The sequence below is a fragment of the Streptomyces sp. NPDC002092 genome (assembly GCF_053593775.1).
On record NZ_JBSFDG010000015.1, the window covers coordinates 261,423 to 280,550 of the forward strand.

Below are 19,128 nucleotides of genomic sequence, written 5' to 3' on the forward strand. Positions count from 1 at the left end.
GCACATGGCGCGATTCGTACGGTGGACGGCTCTGGGTGCCGCCGCAGCGCTCCTGGTGGGGGGCTGCAGCAGTGGTTCGTCGTCCGACGACGGCAAGGGCGGCGGGAGCACGACCGCGGCCGCCTCGCCGTCGTCCGGCTCCTCCGGAACTACGGCCGCGCTGCCCTCCTCACTCACCGCGCAAAAACTCGCCTGGGGCGGCTGCAAGGCCACCGACGACTCCCCGGCGCCGGGCAACGACTGGCAGTGCGCGACACTGAAGGTGCCGCTGGACTGGTCGAAGCCACAGGGCGAGACGATGGGAGTCGCTCTGATCCGCGCCGAGGCCCGTGGGGGCAAGCGGATCGGCTCGCTGCTGTTCAACTTCGGTGGCCCCGGCGCCCCGGGCGTCTCGTACCTCCCGTCCTTCGGCCCCACCTTCGCCAAACTGCGTGAACGGTACGACCTGGTGAGCTGGGACCCGCGCGGCGTCGGATCGAGCGGGGGAATCCGCTGCCGCAGCGACAAGGAGATTCAGGCCGCGGAGTCGGTGGACGCCACACCGGACACCCCGGCCGAGGAGAAGGCGTATCTCCAGGACGCCCTCGACTTCGGCAAGGGCTGCGCGAAGGCCGCCGGAAAGCTGATGTCGCACGCGTCGACGACCGACACCGCCCGCGACATGGACCTGATGCGCCAGGTGCTGGGCGACTCGAAGATGCACTACTTCGGCATCTCGTACGGCACCGAACTCGGCGGTGTCTACGCCCACTTGTTCCCGAAGAGGGTCGCGCGGCTCGTCCTCGACGCCGTGGTCGACCCGAGCGCCGACATGGTGGGTCACGCCGAGAACCAGGCCAGGGGCTTCCAGCGGGCCCTGGACGACTATCTCAAGTCGACGGGACAGGACCCGGCGCAGGGATCACAGAAGATCTCGGCCCTGCTGAAGCGGATCGACAGCCGCCCGCTGCCCACCTCGAGAGGCCGCAAGCTCACCCAGACGCTCGCGCTGACCGGACTGACCTACCCCCTCTACTCCAGGCAGAGCTGGCCCAGTCTCACCAGCGCGCTGAACGCCGCCGAGGACGGAGACGGCTCGCAGCTGCTGTCGCTGGCCGACGGCTACAACGGCCGCGACGCTTCGGGGCACTACGAGACGACGACCCATTCACAACGGGTCATATCGTGCCTGGACAGCAAGGTGCGCCCGACACCCGCCGAAACGAAGAAGCGGCTGGCGCAGTTCGAGAAGATCTCGCCCGTTTTCGGCGACTTCATGGGCTGGGACACCGCCGGCTGGTGCCACGACTGGCCGGTGGCCGGTCAGTGGGACACCCCGCCGGCCAGTGCGCCGGGCGCGGCCCCGATCCTCGTGGTCGGCAACACCGGCGACCCGGCGACGCCCTACGAGGGTGCCCGCAAGATGGCCGACGAACTGGGCAAGGGCGTCGGTGTGGAGCTCACCTGGAAGGGCGAGGGACATGGGGCGTACGGAAACGGGAGCGACTGCGTGGACTCGACGGTGGACGCGTATCTGCTGAACGGGACGGTGCCGAAGGACGGAAAGGTCTGCGCCTCGTAGCCCGGGCGGCGGAACTCGCAGCCCGGGCAGCGGAAAGGGGCCCGGCACCCATGGTGCCGAGCCCCTCCACTCTCGCCCCGGGCAGAGAGCAGACGCGGGCCCATGGCGTCCAGGTCGTCCGTACAGTGGCGCGCTCCACCTGGAGTTGAGGGGACCGTTCGACCTAGATCGTCGGGTAGTCGAGCACGTTGCCGTTCGGGCAGTTGTTGGAGTGGATGGGAACGAAGTCGGTCAGAATCGGCAGCGCCGACACCTCTGCCCCTTCCAGCCCGCAGACGGATCCCGGCGCGAAGGTCCAGTGGGGGGTCGACTTGTTGTCCGCATGAGCAGGAACTGCCATGGCGACAGCAGCCACGGCCAGCGTGGCGGTCATGATGATCTTTCGCATGCTCGCTCCAACGACCATGACAATCACCAGACACGGCTCACCATGGTCGTGTCCCCCACGTGCCCGAACCAGCGAGCACCAAGCGATCATCGGTGTACCCGATCTTCCGAACTGGGCAGTTCCGGCGCTGGGCCGTGCGAGAGCGCTCGACACCGACCGGCAACGACAGAAGCCCACGGCATCTGAACTGCTGGTCAGATGCCGTGGGCTTCTTCAGTCTCGCTGGTCGGCGAGAGCGGTGATCAGTAGACCGGCTTGTGCGGCTCGATCTGGTTGACCCAGCCGATCACGCCGCCGCCGACGTGCACGGCGTCGGAGAAGCCCGCGGACTTCAGGACCGCGAGGACTTCCGCACTGCGGACACCCGTCTTGCAGTGCAGGACGATCTTCTTGTCCTGCGGGAGGGTCTCCAGGGCGGTGCCCATGAGGAACTCGTTCTTGGGGATCAGCCTGGCGCCGGGGATCGAGACGATCTCGTACTCGTTGATCTCACGGACATCGATGATCTCGATGTTCTCGCCGTCGTCGATCCACTCCTTGAGCTGCTTCGGAGTGATCGTCGAGCCGGCGGCCGCCTCCTGGGCCTCCTCGGAGACGACACCGCAGAAGGCCTCGTAGTCGATGAGCTCGGTGACGGTGGGGTTCTCGCCGCAGACCGCGCAGTTCGGGTCCTTGCGGACCTTGACCTGGCGGTACTGCATCTCCAGGGCGTCGTAGATCATCAGCCGGCCGACGAGGGGCTCACCGGTGCCGGTGAGGACCTTGATGGCCTCCGTGACCTGGATGGAGCCGATGGACGCGCACAGCACGCCCAGCACGCCGCCCTCGGCGCAGGAGGGGACCATGCCCGGCGGCGGGGGCTCCGGGTACAGGCAGCGGTAGCAGGGGCCGTGCTCGGACCAGAAGACGGAGGCCTGGCCGTCGAAGCGGTAGATCGAACCCCACACGTACGGCTTGTTGAGCAGCACGCACGCGTCGTTGACCAGGTAGCGGGTCGCGAAGTTGTCCGTGCCGTCGACGATCAGGTCGTACTGGCTGAAGATGTCCATCACGTTGTCGGCCTCGAGCCGCTCCTCGTGAAGGATCACGTTCACGTACGGGTTGATGCCGAGGACGGAGTCGCGCGCGGACTCGGCCTTGGAGCGGCCGATGTCGGCCTGGCTGTGGATGATCTGGCGCTGCAGGTTCGACTCGTCGACCTCGTCGAACTCCACGATGCCGAGCGTGCCGACGCCCGCCGCGGCCAGGTACATCAGCGCCGGCGAGCCCAGGCCGCCGGCGCCCACACAGAGCACCTTGGCGTTCTTCAGCCGCTTCTGCCCGTCCATCCCGACGTCGGGGATGATCAGGTGGCGGGAGTACCTGCGGACCTCGTCTACGGTGAGCTCAGAGGCTGGCTCGACCAGGGGTGGCAGCGACACGGGGACTCCGTTGGTCGGTCAATCACTACAGTTGTTCTGTCCGTAACACTGCCACGGCCTTCTTCATTCCGAGACACCCGTTCCGATCCGCGAGACGATGTCGTCCCAGTAGCCGGGCATGGTCTCCCAGGGGTCCGCGCGGCCGCCCCGGTCGGTGTGGTCGGTGAAGTAGATCGTCGAGGCGCCCTGCCAGCGGGCGATGCGCAGTGCTTCCTCCAGGTGGGGGCGCGGCACCCCGTGGACGAAGTGGCAGAAGCGCTCCGGCGGGTGGTCCGCGGTCCACTCGGCCACCTGCGACCAGCGGTAGTCGCTCCAGGACCCGCAGAAGGTGACCAGTTGGTCGGCGGTCTCGGCGTAGCCGGGGTGCGGATGAGTGCCGTGGCCGAGGACGATGTGGGCATCGTCACGGATCCCGCGGAGCGCGGTGACGGTGCGGCGGACCTCGGGGAGTGAGACGCGTTCGGTCGGGCAGCGGTCCAGCAGGAAGCCGTCGACCTGGTACCAGTCGAGGTAGCGGTGCGCGTCGGAGATCACCTCGCCGAAGGTGCGGGCCCCGTGGGCGGTGTCGAGGTGGCCGAGGACCCGTACGCCCGCGTTGCGCAGGCGGCCGGCGGCCTCAAGGCAGTGCGGGTCGGGGCGGGAGCCGGGCCCGTCGGCCACGTTGAGGACGACCCAGTGCAAGGGCGTTCCGGGGCGGGTGAGTTCGCCCCACTCGGTGGGTGCAAGGAGGGGGTGTGCGTAGCCGGGGATGCCCAACCCGGTGCGGACGTCGGTGCTCGCGGTGCCCGCTTTGGTGCTGGTCAGATACGGCATGCCGCCTCCATCCAGATGTCGGCGAGGGACTCTTCGAGGTTGATGCGGGGCCGCCAGCCGAGCCGGTCGCGTGCGGTGCGCACATCGGCCTGCTGCCAGCTGCCGCAGCCGTCGGGGTACGGGTACGCGACCGGGGCCGCGTGGTCGGATTCGCTGCGGGGGTGGCCGATGGTGGCCCGCAGCGGGCCGGGCGGGCCGTCGAGTTCGTGGAGCGCGCCGGCGTATCCGGCCACGCGGGCGAGCATGGCGGCGGCGTCGCGCAGCCGGACGGCGCGACCCGAGCCGATGTTGATGACGCCCTGCGCGGCGGACAGCGAGGCGGCGTGCACGGCGCGCGCCACGTCGCGTACGTCGATGAAGTCGCGCTGGACTCCGAGGCCGCCGAGCTTGAGTTCGCCGTCGCCGGACTGCATGGCGCGGCGCATGGCCTCGGCGAGCCGGCCGAGCGGCGAGCCGGCGGGGGTGCCGGGGCCGGCCGGTGAGAAGACCCGGAGGACGACGGCGTCCAGGCCCGAGCCCAGGACCAGTTCGGTGGCGGCGAGCTTGCTCACTCCGTACGGGCCGCCGGGGCGCGGGACGGCGTCCTCCGCCGTCGACGAACCCGGCTGGCTCGGGCCGTACTCCGCGCCGCAGCCGATATGCACCAGGCGGGCGCCGCAGCCGCTGCGGCGCAGGGCCTCGCAGACGGTGGCGACGGCGACGGTGTTGTGGCGGGTGAGGTCGCGTGCGCCGCCCCGGGTGGCGCCGGCGCAGTTGATGACGACGCCGGGGTGGACCGCGTCGAGGAAGCGGGTGAGGGCTCCGGGGCTGCCGGACGCGAGGTCGAAGCGGACGTCGGCGTCGTCGCCGCGGCCGAGCGCGGTGAGCTGGACGGCCGGGTCGGCGAGCAGACGGTCGGCGACGAAGCGGCCGAGGTAGCCGTTGGCTCCGATCAGCAGGACTCTCATCGGGCGGCTCCCGGGGCCGAGATGTCGGGTCGGGAGGTGATCATCTGGGGTTCTCCTTCGGAGGGGGTGGTGCGTTTGCCTCGGGCGGCGCGGCCGGGCGCCTGCGGCAGGGCGTGGGCGGGCGCCCGTCGGAGTGCATGCGACCCGTGAGGGTGCGCCGGGGACGGCTGCCGCGTCAGCACGGCCGGTCCGCGGGTGCTTGGGCCGAGGCCCGGGTGAGGGTGCGGGTCGCGTGGATCAGCAAGGTCAGCGCGGCTGCCCCGCAGGCCAGGGCCGGGACGCTGCCGGGGCCCCAGTGGTCGACGAGGGTCTCCACGGGGCCGGCGAGGAAGCCGCATCCGGGGAGGTGGCCCGCGAAGACGGTGGCCGTGGCGGCGATCTCGGCCGCGGCCGTGGTGGTGAGGACGAGCGCGGGGGCGTGGCTGAAACCGTGTGTGGTGAGGAGTCGGGCGAGGATCAGCAGGGCGCCCAGGGTGACGGTCTGGGCGTAGGCCGCGGGCTCGCCCAGGGCCGCGCCGCACAGGGCGAGCAGGGCCGTCAGCGCGCACAGGAACAGGGCGAACGTGCCGATGAGGAGCGGTCGTACGGAGGCCGCGTACTCCTCCAGGGCACGGCTGTCGCTCAGTCTGCGGCGGGCGTGTACGGCGAAGAGGTGGGCGCTCCAGGCCGCGGGTGCGCAGGCCAGCATGAGGGCCAGGACGGGGGCCGTGGCGAGGGGCCAAGGGCCGTCGGGGCCTCCGGCGGGGGCTGCGCGCAGCAGGCCGTCGCCGAGGAGGGCGTACCCGAGGAGCCAGTACGTGCTCACACGGCTGGCGGGTGCGTGCGGGAGGGGTCCCGGGGGTCTGCGGTCCGTCGCGCCGAGGGGGCCGCGGGTGAGCGCCGGGCGCACGGCGAGAGCGACGGCGAGGACTCCGACGGCGGCTGCGATCGCGCGGGCCTGTCCGTGGGTGAGGTGCAGGGCGGTGACGGTCGCCGCGCACAGTGCTCCGGGCAGGAGCGTGAGCAGGGCCCAGTCGACGCGTGCCCTGGGCAGGTCGAGGGCTGCTGGGCGGCCGGAGGCGCCGTCGTCGCGGGGCACGCGCGCGTACATCTCCTCCGCCAGGGAGAAGACGTCCCGGTGCCGGAAGCGTGCGGCGGTCCGGTCGGTGACGCCGTGCGCCTCCAGACCCGCAGCGATCTCCAAGGGGTCCACCGCCCGCTCGCACAACTCGCGGTGACGGTGCATCAGCGCCTTCACGGGGTCGGCGGCAGCCCGCCGCGGAGCAGCTGGTTGGCGGGGAGCGGCCGGGGCGTCGGTGTCTGCCTGCGCCGGCGCGGGGGCTTCGGCCTCCGCACGCGTAGGCGCCACGGCTTCGGCCTCCGCACGCCTGTGTGCCGTGGCTTGGGCGTCCACACGCGCGCGGGCCGGGGGTTCGGTGCTGCCACGCGTGTGTGCCGCGGCTTCGGCGTCGACGCCCGGGCGGGCCGGCGATTCGACGCCGCCACGCGTGCGTGCCGGCGCTTCGGTATCGGCCCGCGCGCATGCCCCGGCGTCATCGCCGCCGTGCCCACCGGATGCCGCCTCCCCTCCGGCGACGTCCGGGGCGGTGGGCTCCCCCGCGAGCCATCCCTGTGACCGTTCGTCCCAGGCTCCGGGGCTGTCCGGGGTGCCGGGGCGGTCCAGTGCTCCCAGGTCGCTCATCGCGCCCCCTCGGTGGCCGGCATCGGGGGTGTGGGCCGCGGTGAGGTCGCGCGTACCGGGGTGCCCGTTGCCCAGCCGGGGCCGCCGCGGGCCACCACGCGCGCGTCCGGGTGGGTCCACCGGCCGGGGAGGTGCGCCTCGGCGGGGACGGCGAACGGCAGGGGCTCTCCCGTGTCGTCGAGGACGACGCGGCGCACCGGGGTGCGCGAGACGATCTCCAGGTAAATGCCGTGAAATGCCGTGGTGTTCTGCTCGACGGTGAACAGTTCGAGCGCACGCGCGCGTGCCGCGGCGCCCAGGCGCTCCCGGCGCTCAGGGTCACGCAGCAGGGCCAGGCAGGCCTCGGCGAGCGCCCGCGGGTTGCGCGGCGGTACGACGAGCCCCGTGCCCCCGATGACCTCCACGACCGCGCCGACGTCCGTGGAGACGGTCGCGCGGCCGCAGAACATCGCCTCGACGAGGCTGATGGGGAAGCCCTCGACGACACTGGACAGCACGGTCACGGCGCCGGCGGCGTACGCGTCGGCGAGGCTCGGCAGTTCCGGCCCGCCGATCTCCTCGAAGGACACGGGGTTGTCGCCGACGGCGTGCAGCCCTGCCGCCTCGTCGGGGAAGAGCTGCGCGGCCAGCGCCCGGCAGTGCCCGAGGTATGCCTCGCCGTCGGGGCCGTCCGGGGCACCGACGATCCGCAGCAGGGTCTTCGGCGCCTCCTTGCGGATCTCCGCGAAGGCGTGCAGCAGCGACACCAGGTCCTTGGCGGGTTCGACGCGGCCGACCCAGACCAGCGTGTCGGGGTCCGCGGACTGGGGGGACTCGCCGACCTCGGCGAAGCGGGAGGCGTCCATGCCCGGGTAGACCGTGCGGAGCTTCGCGCGGTCGGCGCCGCACCGTTCCTGCCAGCGGCGGGCATGTGCGTTGCCCGGCGTGACGATCGTGGCGCGGTCGTAGATCTCGGCGGCGAGCCTGCCGTGGAAGGCGGCGAGCAGGGACCGTACAGCGGGCGGCGCGTCCGTGGCGGCCAGGTAGTGCGTGCGCAGTCGCACGCCGTACTCGGTCAGCAGCAGGGGTACGCCGTGGAAGTGACGAGCGAGCAGCCCGGGCAGGGCCGCGGGGCCGCCGGAGGTGGCGTGGCACAGGTCGGCCGAGCCGAGGTCGTCGTCCTCGTACCAGTCGAGCGAGAGGGGGCGCAGGGCGCGTTCCAGGTGCGCGGCCACGGCGAGCAGATCCGGTACGCGCGCTTCCCGCGCCGCTCCCGAGGCGCCCGGCGCACGACAGGCGCGTTCCAGAGCTCGTACGGCGGCCTCGGAGCGGAGCGCTCCCACCAGGCCGCGCTCGTCGCGGGCGAGTTCGGCGAGCCCGTACAGCGCGCTGCCGAAACGGTCCGCCTCAGTGGCGGGGGTCTCCCCCGAAGCGCCGGAAGGATCTCCGGCGTTCCCCGCGCACAGCGCGGCCGCCAACTCCCCGTAGCACTCGGCGAACCGCCGCCGCGCCCGGCGTCCATAGCTCGTCCCGTCGCCCTCGGCCGTCCACATCGGCGCCGTCCGCACCCGGCCGACCTGCGGCGGAAGCGCGACCCAGCCCTCGCTCTCCTGGCGCTCGCTGCGGCTGAGCGCGTAGACGTCGAACTCGTGCTGCCCGAGCCCGCGCACGAGCCGGTCGCACCAGAGCCTGGCGTCACCGCTCACATACGGATAGCCACCCTCCGTAAGCAGTCCGATGCGCACGAGCGCACCCCCGATCTCCCGTATGGGGAGCCGCCGTTGACCCGGCGGCTCGCAGCGGGAAGAACGTATGCGGACAAGGCGGTGGCGCGACGGACGGTTGTCCATCGCGCCACCAAAAGGGGTGAACGGTCGTAACTTTCCCGTGCGGATCGCGTTCGATCGCGCTACGAGATCAAGCAGTTACGTTACGTCAGGCTGCGGCCAGTTCCCGCCGGGCGGCTCTGCGCCGGGCCGCGACCTGGGGGTCGAGTGCCGGTACGGCGGCGAGCAGCTGCTTGGTGTACGGCTCCTGGGGGTTGTCGTACACCTCATCGGCGGGCCCGGACTCGACGATCCGGCCGCGGCGCATCACCGCGACCCGGTCGCTGACCTGTCGTACGACGGCGAGGTCGTGGGCGACGAAGACGAGGGCGAGCCCGAGTTCGCGCTGCAGCTCGCCGAGCAGGGCGACCACCTGGGCCTGCGTGGTCACGTCCAGCGCGGAGACGGGCTCGTCGCAGACGATGACGCGCGGGTCGGCCGCGAGTGCCCGGGCGATGCCCACGCGCTGGCGCTGGCCGCCGCTGAACTCGTGCGGGTAGCGGTCGTAGTGCGCCCCTTCGAGCCCCACGCGCTCGAGCAGTTCCGTCACGCGCTGCCTGATGCCCTTCTCGTCCCGTTCGCCACGCGCGCGTAGCGGATCGGCGATCGACTCGCCCACGCTGCGACGGGGGTTGAGGGAGGAGACGGGGTCCTGGAACACCATCTGGACAGCCGGATTCACGCCCACGCGCGCGTGCCCCTCGTAACGGACCTCACCCGCGGTCGGCTCCAGCAGCCCGACCAGCATCCGCCCGAGCGTCGTCTTTCCGCTGCCGCTCTCGCCGACGACGCCGAGTGTCTCGCCACGGCGGAGGGTCAACGACACGTCGTCCACCGCGGCGAACGCCCGCTTGCCGCGCCCGAATTCACGCCGCAGCCCGGCCGCCTCCAGAACGACGTCCCCGGAAGCAGCCGAAGAGACACCCCGGGCGTTCTCCGTCACATCGGCCGGTGAGGCAGCCTCGGTGCCCTCCCCCGACGAGCCGGACCGAGCGCCCTCCGCCGAAGCCTCCGGCGAGGCGATCCCGCCGTTGCCCGTCGCGGATTCCGGGACGGCCCCGGGTGTCGTCCGCCGCGCGTCCACGCGCGGGACCGCTGCCAACAGGGCCCGTGTGTACGGCTCTGTCGGCGCGTCCAGTACGTCCGTGACCGGCCCGTGTTCGACCACGCGCCCGTGCCGCATGACGAGGACCTCGTCGACGCTTTCGGCGGCGACGCCGACGTCGTGCGTGACGAGCAGCAGCCCCATGCCCGTCTCCTCGCGCAGGGTGTGCAGCAGGTCGAGGATCTGGGCCTGGACGGTGACGTCGAGCGCGGTGGTCGGCTCGTCGGCGATCAGCAGCTCGGGCTCGCAGGCGAGTGCCATGGCGATGAGCGCGCGCTGGCGCATGCCGCCGCTGAACTCGTGCGGACGGGAACGGGACCGGCGCTGTGCGTCCGGAATTCCCACCCGGTCGAGCACCTCCACCGCACGCGCGCGTGCCGCCCGTCGCGACACACGCGTGTGCACGCGGTACACCTCGGCGATCTGGTCGCCGATCGCGTAGTACGGGTCGAGGGACGACAGGGGGTCCTGGAAGACCATCGCGGCCTTTGCGCCACGCAGCCGCCGCAGTTCGTCCTCCGACGCCCGCTGTACGTCGGTGCCGGCGACCTCGATCGAGCCGCCGACCCGCGCGCCCGTGCCGCGGTGCAGCCCCAGCAGCGCGGAGGCGACGGTGGACTTCCCGGAGCCGGACTCGCCGACCAGGGCCAGGGCGGCGCCCTGTTCCAGGCGGAAGGAGAGGCCGTCGACGGCCCGCAGGTCGCCGAACTCGACAGAGAGATCCGTGACTTGGACGAGACTCACGTCAGTACCACCCGTCGGTCGGCCACCGCGTACAGCACGTCCGCGACGGCGTTGGCGAGGACCACGAAGAAGCCGATCACCAGGACCATGCCGACGACGACCGGCAGGTCGACCACATTGACGGCGTGGACGAGTTCCTGGCCGATGCCGGGAAGGCCGAAGAGGGTCTCGGTGAGCACGGCGCCGCCGATCGCCGAGCCGACGTTGTTGGCGTTCAGCGCGATGACGGGCGCCAGCGCCCCGCGCAGCGCGTGCCGTCCCACGATCGTCCGCTCGGCGACGCCGTAGGCCCGGAACGTGCGGATGTGGTCCTCGGCCAGGGTCTCCAGCATCGACGACCTGGTCAGCCGGGCGAACGCCGCGGCCTCGATGAGGGCGAGCGAGAGCCAGGGCAGGAGCAGGTTCCACGCCCACTGCTCGGGGTCGTCGGTGAGGTTCACGTACTGCGGGAAGGGCAGCAGCTGCAGTTCGCCGCAGACGACGATCATCAGGACCAGCCCGATGACGAACACCGGCGTGGCCCAGCCGGCCAGGGTGAGGGCGGTCAGCACGCGCTCGGTGAACCGGCCGCGCCGCCAGGCGGAGAGCACACCCGTACCGACGCCGAGCACCAGCCACAGCACCATCGCGCCGAGCACGAGCGAGAGGCTCACCGGGAGCTTGGTGAGGATGATGGCCATGACCTGCTGGTCGCTCTGGTACGAGAGCCCGAGGCAGGGGGCCGAGCAGTGCTCCACCGAGGTGCCCGTGGAGTAGTCCTGGCCGACGACCAGCCCCTCCAGGAAGTGCCAGTAGCGCAGGTACAGCGGATCGCCGAGCCTCAGCTGCTGCGCCACCTGGTGCACCTGCTCCGGGGAGCAGCGCGGGCCGCAGGTGATCTGGGCGACGTTGCCGGGGGTGGCGTAGAAGACGACGTAGACGATCACCGAGATGGCCAGCAGGGTCACCACGGCGCCGATGGTGCGACGCAGCAGGAAGCCTCCGAAGCCGCTCATGCGGTTTCCTCCTTGCCGGCCTTGGCCTCGCGCCTGCTGCCCGTGCCGACGCTCAGTCGCGAGGCCGCGCGCGGGTCCAGGGCGACGCGGACGCCGTCGCCGAGGACGGTCAGCGCGAGGACGGTGACGAACAGCGAGCCCGCCGGGAGCAGCAGGTACTGCGGGGCGGCCTGGTACCAGACGTCCGCGGCGGTGAGCATCTGTCCCCAGGACGGCGTCGGCGGCTTCACTCCGACGCCGAGGAAGGACAGGGCGGCCTCGACGCTGATGTTGACCGGCATGAGGATCGCTGCGTACGTGATGACCGGCGCGGCGAGCCCTGGCAACAGCTCCCTGCGAGCGATACGCCAGGTGCCCCAGCCGCTGAGCCGCGCGGCGGAGACGTAGTCGAGCCCCTTCAGGGTGAGCGTCTGGGCGCGCACGATCTTGGCGATGTTGCCCCAGGCGATGAACCCGATGACCAGGGTGACCAGTACAGGTCGCGGGAAGCTCGACGGGACGATCGCGAGCAGGGCCAACGACATGATCATCAATGGCATGGCGACGAAGATGTCGGTGATCCGGCTCAACAGTTGATCAACCCATCCACGGCCGAGTGCGGAGGCGATGCCCATCACCACACCCACGACGACCTGGATGACCGTCGCGGCGAGTGCGACCCCCAGCGAGACCCGCGCCCCGTACACCAGCCGGGCGAACAGATCCCGCCCGGTCTGCGGTTCGACACCGAGCCAGTGGTCCCCGCCGATGCCCCCGAAGGAGCCGGTCGGCACGCCGCCGCGCGCGGAGTCGACGAGCGAGGGGTGGTACGTGGTGGGGTCCTGGCCCTCGAGGGCGGTGAGGAGGGGCGCGGCGAGCGCGACCAGGACCAGCAGCGCGACGACGGCCGCGGCGACGAGGGCGGCGCGCTGCGTGCGTAGCCGCCGCCAGAACTGACGGGCCCCCGAGGTCCCCGAGGAGGACACCTCGGGGACCTGGGTGGCGACAAGTGCCTCGCTCACGGCGCTACTTCACCGCGACCTGCGAGATGTCCAGCACACCGGTCCAGTCGCTGATCACGACGTTCCTGATGTCCTTGCCGACCAGGCGCTTGTAGACCGGGTGGAACAGCGGCACGGTCAGCGCCTGCTCGCCGATCTTCTTGTCCAGTGCACCCCACCTCTTGGCGGCAGCGTCAAGATCGGTCAACTTGTTGATCGCGTCAATCTCGGCATTGACCGACTTGTCATTGAGCAGGCCCGAGTTGAAGTTCGCGCCGTCCTTCACTATCTGCCGGCCGTCGAAGATCGGGGCCAGGAAGGGACCGCCGGAGGGCCAGTCGGCACCCCAGTGGGCGAGGAAGAACCCGGGCTCGGTCTTCACGTTGTGGATCTTGTCCTTGTAGTCGTTGTCCTCCAGCCCCTGCAGCTTGACCGTGATGCCGGCCTGCTTGAGCGCGTCCTGGACGGCGGTCGCGATCTCCGGGCTGGTCTCGAAGTTCTTGGCGTTGGAGTGCGTCAGCGTGACCGTGAGCCCGTTCTTGTAACCGGCCTGCGCCAGCAGCTCCTTGGCCTTCGCCGGGTTGCCCGTCCTGCCCGCCGGGAAGAGGTCGTACGGCGTGTAGCCGAAGGACTTCTGGTTGGGCAGGTAGGTGGTGGCGGTTTCGGCGAGCGCGGAACCGCCCGCCGCATTGATCACGGACGACCGGTCGATGGCGTACGAGATCGCCTGCCGCACCTTGACGTTGTCGAACGGCTTGACGGTCGGGTTGAACGCTATGTAGTTCGTGTAGCCGAAGTGCCCGGTGCCGACGCGCGAGGCGAGCTCCTTGTCGCCCGTCACCTTGGCGAGTTCGGCCGGGCCGAGGTTGGTGTCCGTCGTGACGGCGGACGCGTCCGCGCCCTGGGACGCCGAAAGCCGCTGGTTGATCACGGACGAGTCCAGACCCGACTTCACGTCGACCTTGTCCGGGTAGGCCTTGCGCTCGGCGTCCGTCGCCGTCGACCAGTACGTGTTGCGCTCGAGGACGATGTGCTCGCCGTTGTTCTCGTTCTTCACGACCTTGTACGGGCCGGAGGAGACCGGGTGCTCCGCGTACTTCGTACCCGTGTCCTTGCTCTTCGGGACGGGCGTGAACTGCGTCTGCGTGGCCAGGTACGGGAACTCGCCCTCGGGCTTGTTCAGATGGAAGACGATGGTCGAGGCATCCGGCGTCTCGATCGCGGACAGGCCCTTCTTGTCCTTGTACGGCCCCTGGTAGTCCGCCGCGCCGACCAGCCAGTCCCTCAAGTAGGGGGCACCGCCGGACAGTTCGGGCGCGAAGGAGCGCTCGATGCCGTACTTGATGTCGGCGGACGTGATCGCGGTGCCGTCCTCGTACTTGAGGCCCTTCTTCAGGGTGTAAGTCCACACGGTCGCGTCCTTGTTGGGGCGCCCGGTGTCGGTGGCGAGGTCCGGGACGACCTTGGCGCCGGCCGCGCCGTTCTCGCGGTTGCGGGTGGTGAGCGTACGGAAGACCAGGGACGGGACGTTGCCGCCGCCGGAGGTGTAGAGGCGGGCCGGGTCGAAGTTCTCCTGCGGGTCGGCGTTCAGCACCGTCAAGGTGCCGCCCTTGTGCGGCGTGGAGTCGCCGCCGGAGCCCTTGGCATCGTTGTCCTTCGGCCCGCAGGCGGCGGCGCCCGCCGCCAGAACCAGGCCTACGGATGCGGCGGCCAAGCGGCGCGCTTTGACGGACGGTTGACGCATCGGAATGACGACCTCTCGGAGTGATCGGGATCCGGTGAACCCGGGATAAGCCCGAATGGTGAGACGGATGGACGAGGAGTGAGACGAACGTGAACAGACCTCTGCCCGGGCGTCAGGTCGTCGAAAACCGTGACCGAGTCACGGAGGGAGAAAAAGATCGCGACGCGAACGCCTCAGGGCGAGCGTCAGCGACAGTGGATGTCGGCCACGCAGAGCGGGGTCACGCCGATGAGCGCCAGCTCGATAGCGGCGCGGTCGGAGGCGTGGGGGGTCGACATGCCCAGAAATATGTATGAACTTTCTGCGCATGTCAACGTGACATATGAGGCGCCTGTCAACTCGCGGGATAGGGCCAGGGGTTGGGCAGACAGTGGATCCCGTCATGGTCCAGGAACTTGGTCTGCTGCTGCATGACCGGCGCGAGCTGGCCGTTCTTGGTGCAGGTGACGTGGCTGTAGCCGAGCCGGTGGCCCACCTCGTGATTGATCAACATCTGCCGGTAGGCGTGAATTTGATCACCGTATGTCTTCGATCCCTGCGCCCATCTGTATGCATTGATCATCACGCGCTCGGTGGCGGCCGAGTCGCACGAGACATTGTCCTCGGTGGTGTCGAGCCCGGACTTCGCGCACCATTTCGCGGTCGTCCCGGGGCTGGCGAGCGTGATCACGAAGTCGGGCTTGCCGGTGTAGATGCGCTCGAAGGTGCGGGCGCCGTTGTGGGCCCAGCTCCGGTCGTCGTTGAGCGTCTTCTGCACGGCCCGGGCGAAGAGCGCACCGTCGAGCCCGAGCCCCTGCTCGACGTCCACGCGGTAGGTGTACTTCTGCCCTGTGCCCGGCGCCTTGTCGACCCCGGGGACCGCATCGAACTTCCCCGACCCCTTGAGCGTGGCGCTGAGCGGGTACTTCTCCCCCATCGCCTGCGCGTACGTCAGTGTCGCCACACCGGGCGAGGAGATCGGCGACGGCCCCGAGTCCCGGGCGTCGCGTGCCTGGTCGGTGGCCGACTGCGTCCCGACGCCGGTGTTCTCGCGTCCGTTCGTGACCTGGCCGGCGACGACGACGGCCAGCACGGTGGTGACGGCGGCGGCCGCGATACCGGTGAACGTCCGCCCCTTGCTGCCCCTGGTCTGCGCGGGCACACCGGTGGGCGGCGCGTCGTCATCGGTCTCGGAGGGCACGCCGACACCGGTGCGGAGGTCCCCGCCGGTGACGGAGGGATACGGCTCCGAGGCGTGCGCCGAGGCACCGGTGCGGGGCGCGAAGACGTCGTCGTCCTCGTCGAAGGCGTCGACGTAGTCCTGCCGCGGCCCTCGGGACGGCGCCTGCCGCTGCCGCGGTATGGCGACACCGGGACCGGCTAGGCTGCCCGGCCCCCTCAACTCGCCCCAGCCGCCACCGGCTTCACGCTGCTCGGGGTGACCGCCGCGGACCTGGGGGGTGCCGTGCGCGGGGGTGCCGTCGGGGAACCGCGGCACCCCATGGGCAGGCGTACCGTCCCCCGCCCTCGGCGTCCCGTACCCCGGAGCCCGCTGCTGCCCGTCCGACGGCCCGGGCACCCGGCGGCCCCCCGCACCTATGTCACCGGCGTCACCCTTCGCGGCGGCGGCGCCCCCGCGGCGGCTGTGGCGTCCCACGTCGGCCCTCAGCTCCCCGCACTCTCGGCGGCGGCCTCGTCGTCGTCGACGACCGGACCACCTCCGTCGGAGGAAACCGCGGCCGCGGGTTCGCCGGACCGGACTCCGTCGGCCAACTGTCCCGTCTCGCCGAGGAGTTCGCAGAAGGCCCGGGCCACCGTGTCCGGGTACTCCATCATCGCCACATGCCCCGCGTCCGGCAGGGTGAGCAGACGGGAGTCGCGGAAGGCGCGGGCCGCCCGCTGGGCCATGCGGAAGCCGACGAGCTGGTCCCGGCCGCCGTAGACGAGCAGGGTCGGGGCGAGGACGCGCTCGGCCTGGCGCCACAGGCCGTGCTGGCCGCCCAGCGTGTAGGCGTTCACCACCCCGCGCGCGGAGCGCGTCAAAGCGTCCCAGAAGTACGGCAGTTGGAGGCGCCTCTCCATCTCCTCGACCGCATTGCGGAAACCTTCCGGCGTCACCCGCCCGGGGTCGCCGTAGCAGAGCGCCGTGACCCCGCGGACCCGCTCCTCCGCGGACCACTCCTTGGTGAACCGGGTGAAGAGCGCGGTGACACCGGGCAGCGCCAGCAGCGCCGTGGGGACCGCGGTCCGCTGGACGCGGATCTCCGGGAGCGCCGGCGACACCAGCGTGAGCGTCCGTACGAGGTCGGGCCGCAGGGCCGCGACGCGGGTGGTGACGGCGCCGCCGAGCGAGTTGCCGAAGAGGTGCACGGGCCCGCGTCCGGCCGCGTCGAGGAAACGGATGACCGCGCGCGCGTGCCCGGTCACCGAGTAGTCGCCGTCGTCCGGCGGCGGCGAGTCGCCGAAGCCCGGCAGGTCGATCGCCTCGCCGTCGACGACGCCCTCCAGCTGCTGCATCAGCGCCGACCAGTTCTGCGAGGAGCCGCCGAGCCCGTGCACGTACAGCGCGGGCGGCAGTCCCGCACGGGCCGGCGGTCTCGACCGCACCGACAGCGTGATCCCCGGCAGCCCGACCGACCTGAGCCGCTCACCGTCCGCGACCCTGACGGGCGCCACCTTCGGGAGCGCTGTGGTCGCCGGCACGGAGGGCAGCTCGGTCGAAGACATGCGGCAATGTTACGAGACGATCACGCAGTGACTCATGTGTTCGCCGTCACAGATCGCACGCACAGCGCATGGCGTCCGGATCGGGTGTCTCCTAGGCTCATAAAGAGGGCACCCGCTGTGGTCCCTGCTTCTTCCAGGGACAGTCGTAGGAAGGGAGCCCAGCCATGGCCGTAGACCCCACCGATCCCGAGACGTTCGAGGACGAGGACACGCAGGAAGCCCAGGAGATCGACGTCGAGGCCCCCGAGAACGACGCCGCGGAACAGTACGCCCACCTCGTGCCCGACCGCGACGACCCTCTCGAGGACGTGGACCCGGCCCGCGCGAACGAGGCCGACCTCGACGAGCAGCGCCGTGTCGTCTCCATCGACGAGGACGACTACCGCTGACAAGCGCTTACGGGGCGGCGGAGGGTGGCGCTGAGCTGGAACGGGGCGACCCGCTGCCCGCTTCGGCCTGCTTTGAAACCCTCTGTACGGCTTTCGCCGCCGTCCGGTCCGTGAAATTCTGCGCTCGCACCGCGCACGACCGGGTTACCGAAAAGTACGATGGCCGCGCGGCGCACACCGCATGTGGACGATTTTGGGAGGCGGCGTGACAGCCATCGAGCAGACAGAGGCGGCACGCCCGCGGGGCACGCGCCTGCCGCGCCGTGCCCGACGGAACCAGTTGCTGGGCGCCGCACAGGAAGTCTTCGTGGCGCAGGGGTACCACGCGGCCGCGATGGACGACATCGCGGAGCGCGCCGGCGTCAGCAAGCCGGTGCTCTACCAGCACTTCCCGGGCAAGCTCGACCTCTATCTCGCACTGCTGGACCAGCACTGCGAGTCGCTGATCGGGGCGGTTCGCGGGGCACTCGCCTCGACGAGCGACAACAAGCAGCGCGTACGGGCGACGATGGACGCCTACTTCGCGTACGTCGAGGACGACGGCGGCGCCTTCCGCCTGGTCTTCGAGTCGGACCTGACGAACGAGCCCGCGGTCCGCGAGCGGGTCGACAAGGTCACGAACGAGTGCGCGGAGGCGATCCGTGACGTGATCGCCGAGGACACCGGCCTCTCGCCCGCGGAGGCGATGCTGCTGGCCTCCGGTCTCGGCGGCCTCGCCCAGGTGGTGGCCCGGTCCTGGCTGCACAGCGACCGCAGCGTCCCGCGCGACCAGGCGGTGCAGCTGCTGACCTCGCTCGCCTGGCGCGGTATCGCGGGCTTCCCGCTGCACGGCACCGAACAGCACCACTGACCCGCACGCGCGCGTACAGGCCGTTTGTTCCCGTCCACTGTTCGCTCCTGGCGTGCAGGCGCGGAGGGTGTACGTCCCCTCACCGGGCTAATGTGTGCTGGGTACGGCGCGTAAAGGTCGCGCACTTCACTGACCGTCGGAGGGACATAGCCGTGGAGGTCAAGATCGGCGTGCAGCACGCGCCCCGCGAGATCGTTCTGGAGAGCGGTCAGAGTGCCGAGGAGGTCGAGCGGGTCGTGGCCGAGGCACTGGCCGGGAAGTCGCAGCTGCTGACCCTCGTGGACGAGCACGGCCGTAAGGTCCTCGTCCCGGCAGAGCGCCTCGCCTACGTCGAGCTCGGCGAGCCGGCCCCGCGCAAGGTGGGTTTCGGAGCGCTGTAGGCGCACAACAGCACATCACCGGAGAGGGGCCCGGCGACCGAAGGTCGCCGGGCCCCTCTCACTTTCCCCCCCAAGATTTTTTTCTCCACAGGTGGAGCACAACTCGCTCACAGAGGAGGATTGCATTCCGCAGGTCACGGGTATGACGGGCTACGACCGTGATGGGCAGTGTGGCCGTGTGGGAGGGACTCCAAGATGTTGTTCGAAGCGCTCGGTTCCGCACTTCTCGGTCTTGTGCTGGCAGGGGCGGCGCTGCACCGTCTGTCCGACCGTCTGCCCACCCGTTCGCTGGTGCTCGCGACCGGTGTCGCCGGAGCCCTCTTCGGCGCCTTCGTCACCCACAGCGCGCTGGACCCCGGCAACTTCCTGCTGATCCTGCTCGGCGCGGCGATCGTCTCCGCGGCCTCACTCTCCCTGCTGGTGCGCCCGGCCGGGAGACTCCGCCGGCGATCAGCGCCGGCGTGACCCCGACCGGGACGACCGGGACGACCAGGGAAGCGAGAGCTAGTGAGGCGGTCCGGAGGTCCTGTCGCAGTAGCGGCAGATGCGGTCAATGATCTGGTCTGCGGTCTTGCTCCACTTGAAGGGCCGGGCCTGTTCGTTCCAGGTCTTGATCCAG

The 19,128-nt window shown here is 70.9% G+C and carries 18 protein-coding genes; 5 read left to right on the forward strand and 13 right to left on the reverse strand.

What is annotated here, in order from left to right; genetic code table 11:
* Positions 1–4 precede the first annotated feature (4 nt).
* Positions 5–1,561, forward strand: coding sequence for an alpha/beta hydrolase (locus tag ACWCRD_RS32200; protein WP_450969259.1), 1,557 nt, complete (start codon positions 5–7; stop codon positions 1,559–1,561).
* A 163-nt stretch (positions 1,562–1,724) separates the two neighbouring features.
* On the opposite strand, the gene ACWCRD_RS32205 is transcribed toward ACWCRD_RS32200, so the two are convergent.
* From ACWCRD_RS32205 to ACWCRD_RS32265, 13 genes are all read right to left on the reverse strand, one after another.
* Positions 1,725–1,949 carry a hypothetical protein gene (locus tag ACWCRD_RS32205; RefSeq protein WP_450969260.1) on the reverse strand — a complete coding sequence of 75 codons (225 nt, stop codon included), beginning with the start codon at positions 1,947–1,949 and terminating at the stop codon, positions 1,725–1,727.
* 242 nt (positions 1,950–2,191) lie between these two features.
* Positions 2,192–3,370, reverse strand: coding sequence for an adenylyltransferase/sulfurtransferase MoeZ (moeZ, locus tag ACWCRD_RS32210; RefSeq protein ID WP_450969261.1), 1,179 nt, complete (start codon positions 3,368–3,370; stop codon positions 2,192–2,194).
* A gap of 63 nt (positions 3,371–3,433) precedes the next feature.
* The gene (locus ACWCRD_RS32215) at positions 3,434–4,183 is read right to left on the reverse strand and encodes a spherulation-specific family 4 protein (RefSeq protein ID WP_450969262.1); all 750 of its coding nucleotides are present in this window, start codon (positions 4,181–4,183) and stop codon (positions 3,434–3,436) included.
* On the reverse strand, positions 4,171–5,130 hold the full coding sequence (locus tag ACWCRD_RS32220; protein ID WP_450969263.1) for an NAD-dependent epimerase/dehydratase family protein: 960 nt from the start codon (positions 5,128–5,130) through the stop codon (positions 4,171–4,173). Before ACWCRD_RS32220 ends, ACWCRD_RS32215 begins: the two co-directional genes overlap by 13 nt.
* 175 nt (positions 5,131–5,305) lie before the next feature.
* Positions 5,306–6,811: a hypothetical protein gene (locus tag ACWCRD_RS32225; RefSeq protein WP_450969264.1), complete on the reverse strand. Its 1,506-nt coding sequence runs from the start codon at positions 6,809–6,811 to the stop codon at positions 5,306–5,308.
* Complete coding sequence (locus tag ACWCRD_RS32230) at positions 6,808–8,535, reverse strand: DUF3492 domain-containing protein (RefSeq protein ID WP_450969265.1); 1,728 nt, start codon at positions 8,533–8,535, stop codon at positions 6,808–6,810. The genes ACWCRD_RS32225 and ACWCRD_RS32230 overlap by 4 nt, the downstream gene beginning before the upstream one ends.
* Before the next feature lie 190 nt (positions 8,536–8,725).
* Positions 8,726–10,465, reverse strand: coding sequence for a dipeptide ABC transporter ATP-binding protein (locus ACWCRD_RS32235; protein WP_450969266.1), 1,740 nt, complete (start codon positions 10,463–10,465; stop codon positions 8,726–8,728).
* Positions 10,462–11,460, reverse strand: a complete 999-nt coding sequence (locus tag ACWCRD_RS32240; protein ID WP_450969267.1) for an ABC transporter permease — start codon at positions 11,458–11,460, stop codon at positions 10,462–10,464. Before ACWCRD_RS32240 ends, ACWCRD_RS32235 begins: the two co-directional genes overlap by 4 nt.
* On the reverse strand, positions 11,457–12,461 hold the full coding sequence (locus tag ACWCRD_RS32245) for an ABC transporter permease (RefSeq protein ID WP_450969268.1): 1,005 nt from the start codon (positions 12,459–12,461) through the stop codon (positions 11,457–11,459). The genes ACWCRD_RS32240 and ACWCRD_RS32245 overlap by 4 nt, the downstream gene beginning before the upstream one ends.
* A 4-nt stretch (positions 12,462–12,465) precedes the next feature.
* Positions 12,466–14,184, reverse strand: coding sequence for an ABC transporter substrate-binding protein (locus ACWCRD_RS32250; RefSeq protein WP_450969269.1), 1,719 nt, complete (start codon positions 14,182–14,184; stop codon positions 12,466–12,468).
* A gap of 185 nt (positions 14,185–14,369) precedes the next feature.
* Entirely contained in the window at positions 14,370–14,462 is a 93-nt protein-coding gene (locus tag ACWCRD_RS32255) for an Ms4533A family Cys-rich leader peptide (RefSeq protein ID WP_311736786.1), read from the reverse strand.
* A 56-nt stretch (positions 14,463–14,518) separates the two neighbouring features.
* Positions 14,519–15,820 (reverse strand): DUF3152 domain-containing protein, encoded by a 1,302-nt coding sequence (locus ACWCRD_RS32260; protein ID WP_450969270.1) that lies wholly within the window; start codon positions 15,818–15,820, stop codon positions 14,519–14,521.
* A gap of 8 nt (positions 15,821–15,828) precedes the next feature.
* Positions 15,829–16,890, reverse strand: a complete 1,062-nt coding sequence (locus ACWCRD_RS32265; protein ID WP_450969271.1) for an alpha/beta fold hydrolase — start codon at positions 16,888–16,890, stop codon at positions 15,829–15,831.
* A gap of 164 nt (positions 16,891–17,054) precedes the next feature.
* Between ACWCRD_RS32265 and ACWCRD_RS32270 the strand changes: the two genes are divergently transcribed.
* From ACWCRD_RS32270 to ACWCRD_RS32285, 4 genes are all read left to right on the forward strand, one after another.
* Positions 17,055–17,279: a hypothetical protein gene (locus ACWCRD_RS32270; RefSeq protein ID WP_450969272.1), complete on the forward strand. Its 225-nt coding sequence runs from the start codon at positions 17,055–17,057 to the stop codon at positions 17,277–17,279.
* Positions 17,280–17,484: 205 nt separating this feature from the next.
* A complete protein-coding gene (locus tag ACWCRD_RS32275) occupies positions 17,485–18,129 on the forward strand; it encodes a TetR family transcriptional regulator (RefSeq protein WP_115906081.1) in 645 nt (214 codons plus the stop codon).
* A 152-nt stretch (positions 18,130–18,281) separates the two neighbouring features.
* The gene (locus ACWCRD_RS32280) at positions 18,282–18,509 is read left to right on the forward strand and encodes a DUF3107 domain-containing protein (RefSeq protein ID WP_030929216.1); all 228 of its coding nucleotides are present in this window, start codon (positions 18,282–18,284) and stop codon (positions 18,507–18,509) included.
* 195 nt (positions 18,510–18,704) lie between these two features.
* A complete protein-coding gene (locus ACWCRD_RS32285) occupies positions 18,705–18,974 on the forward strand; it encodes a hypothetical protein (protein WP_450969273.1) in 270 nt (89 codons plus the stop codon).
* Positions 18,975–19,128 lie beyond the last annotated feature (154 nt).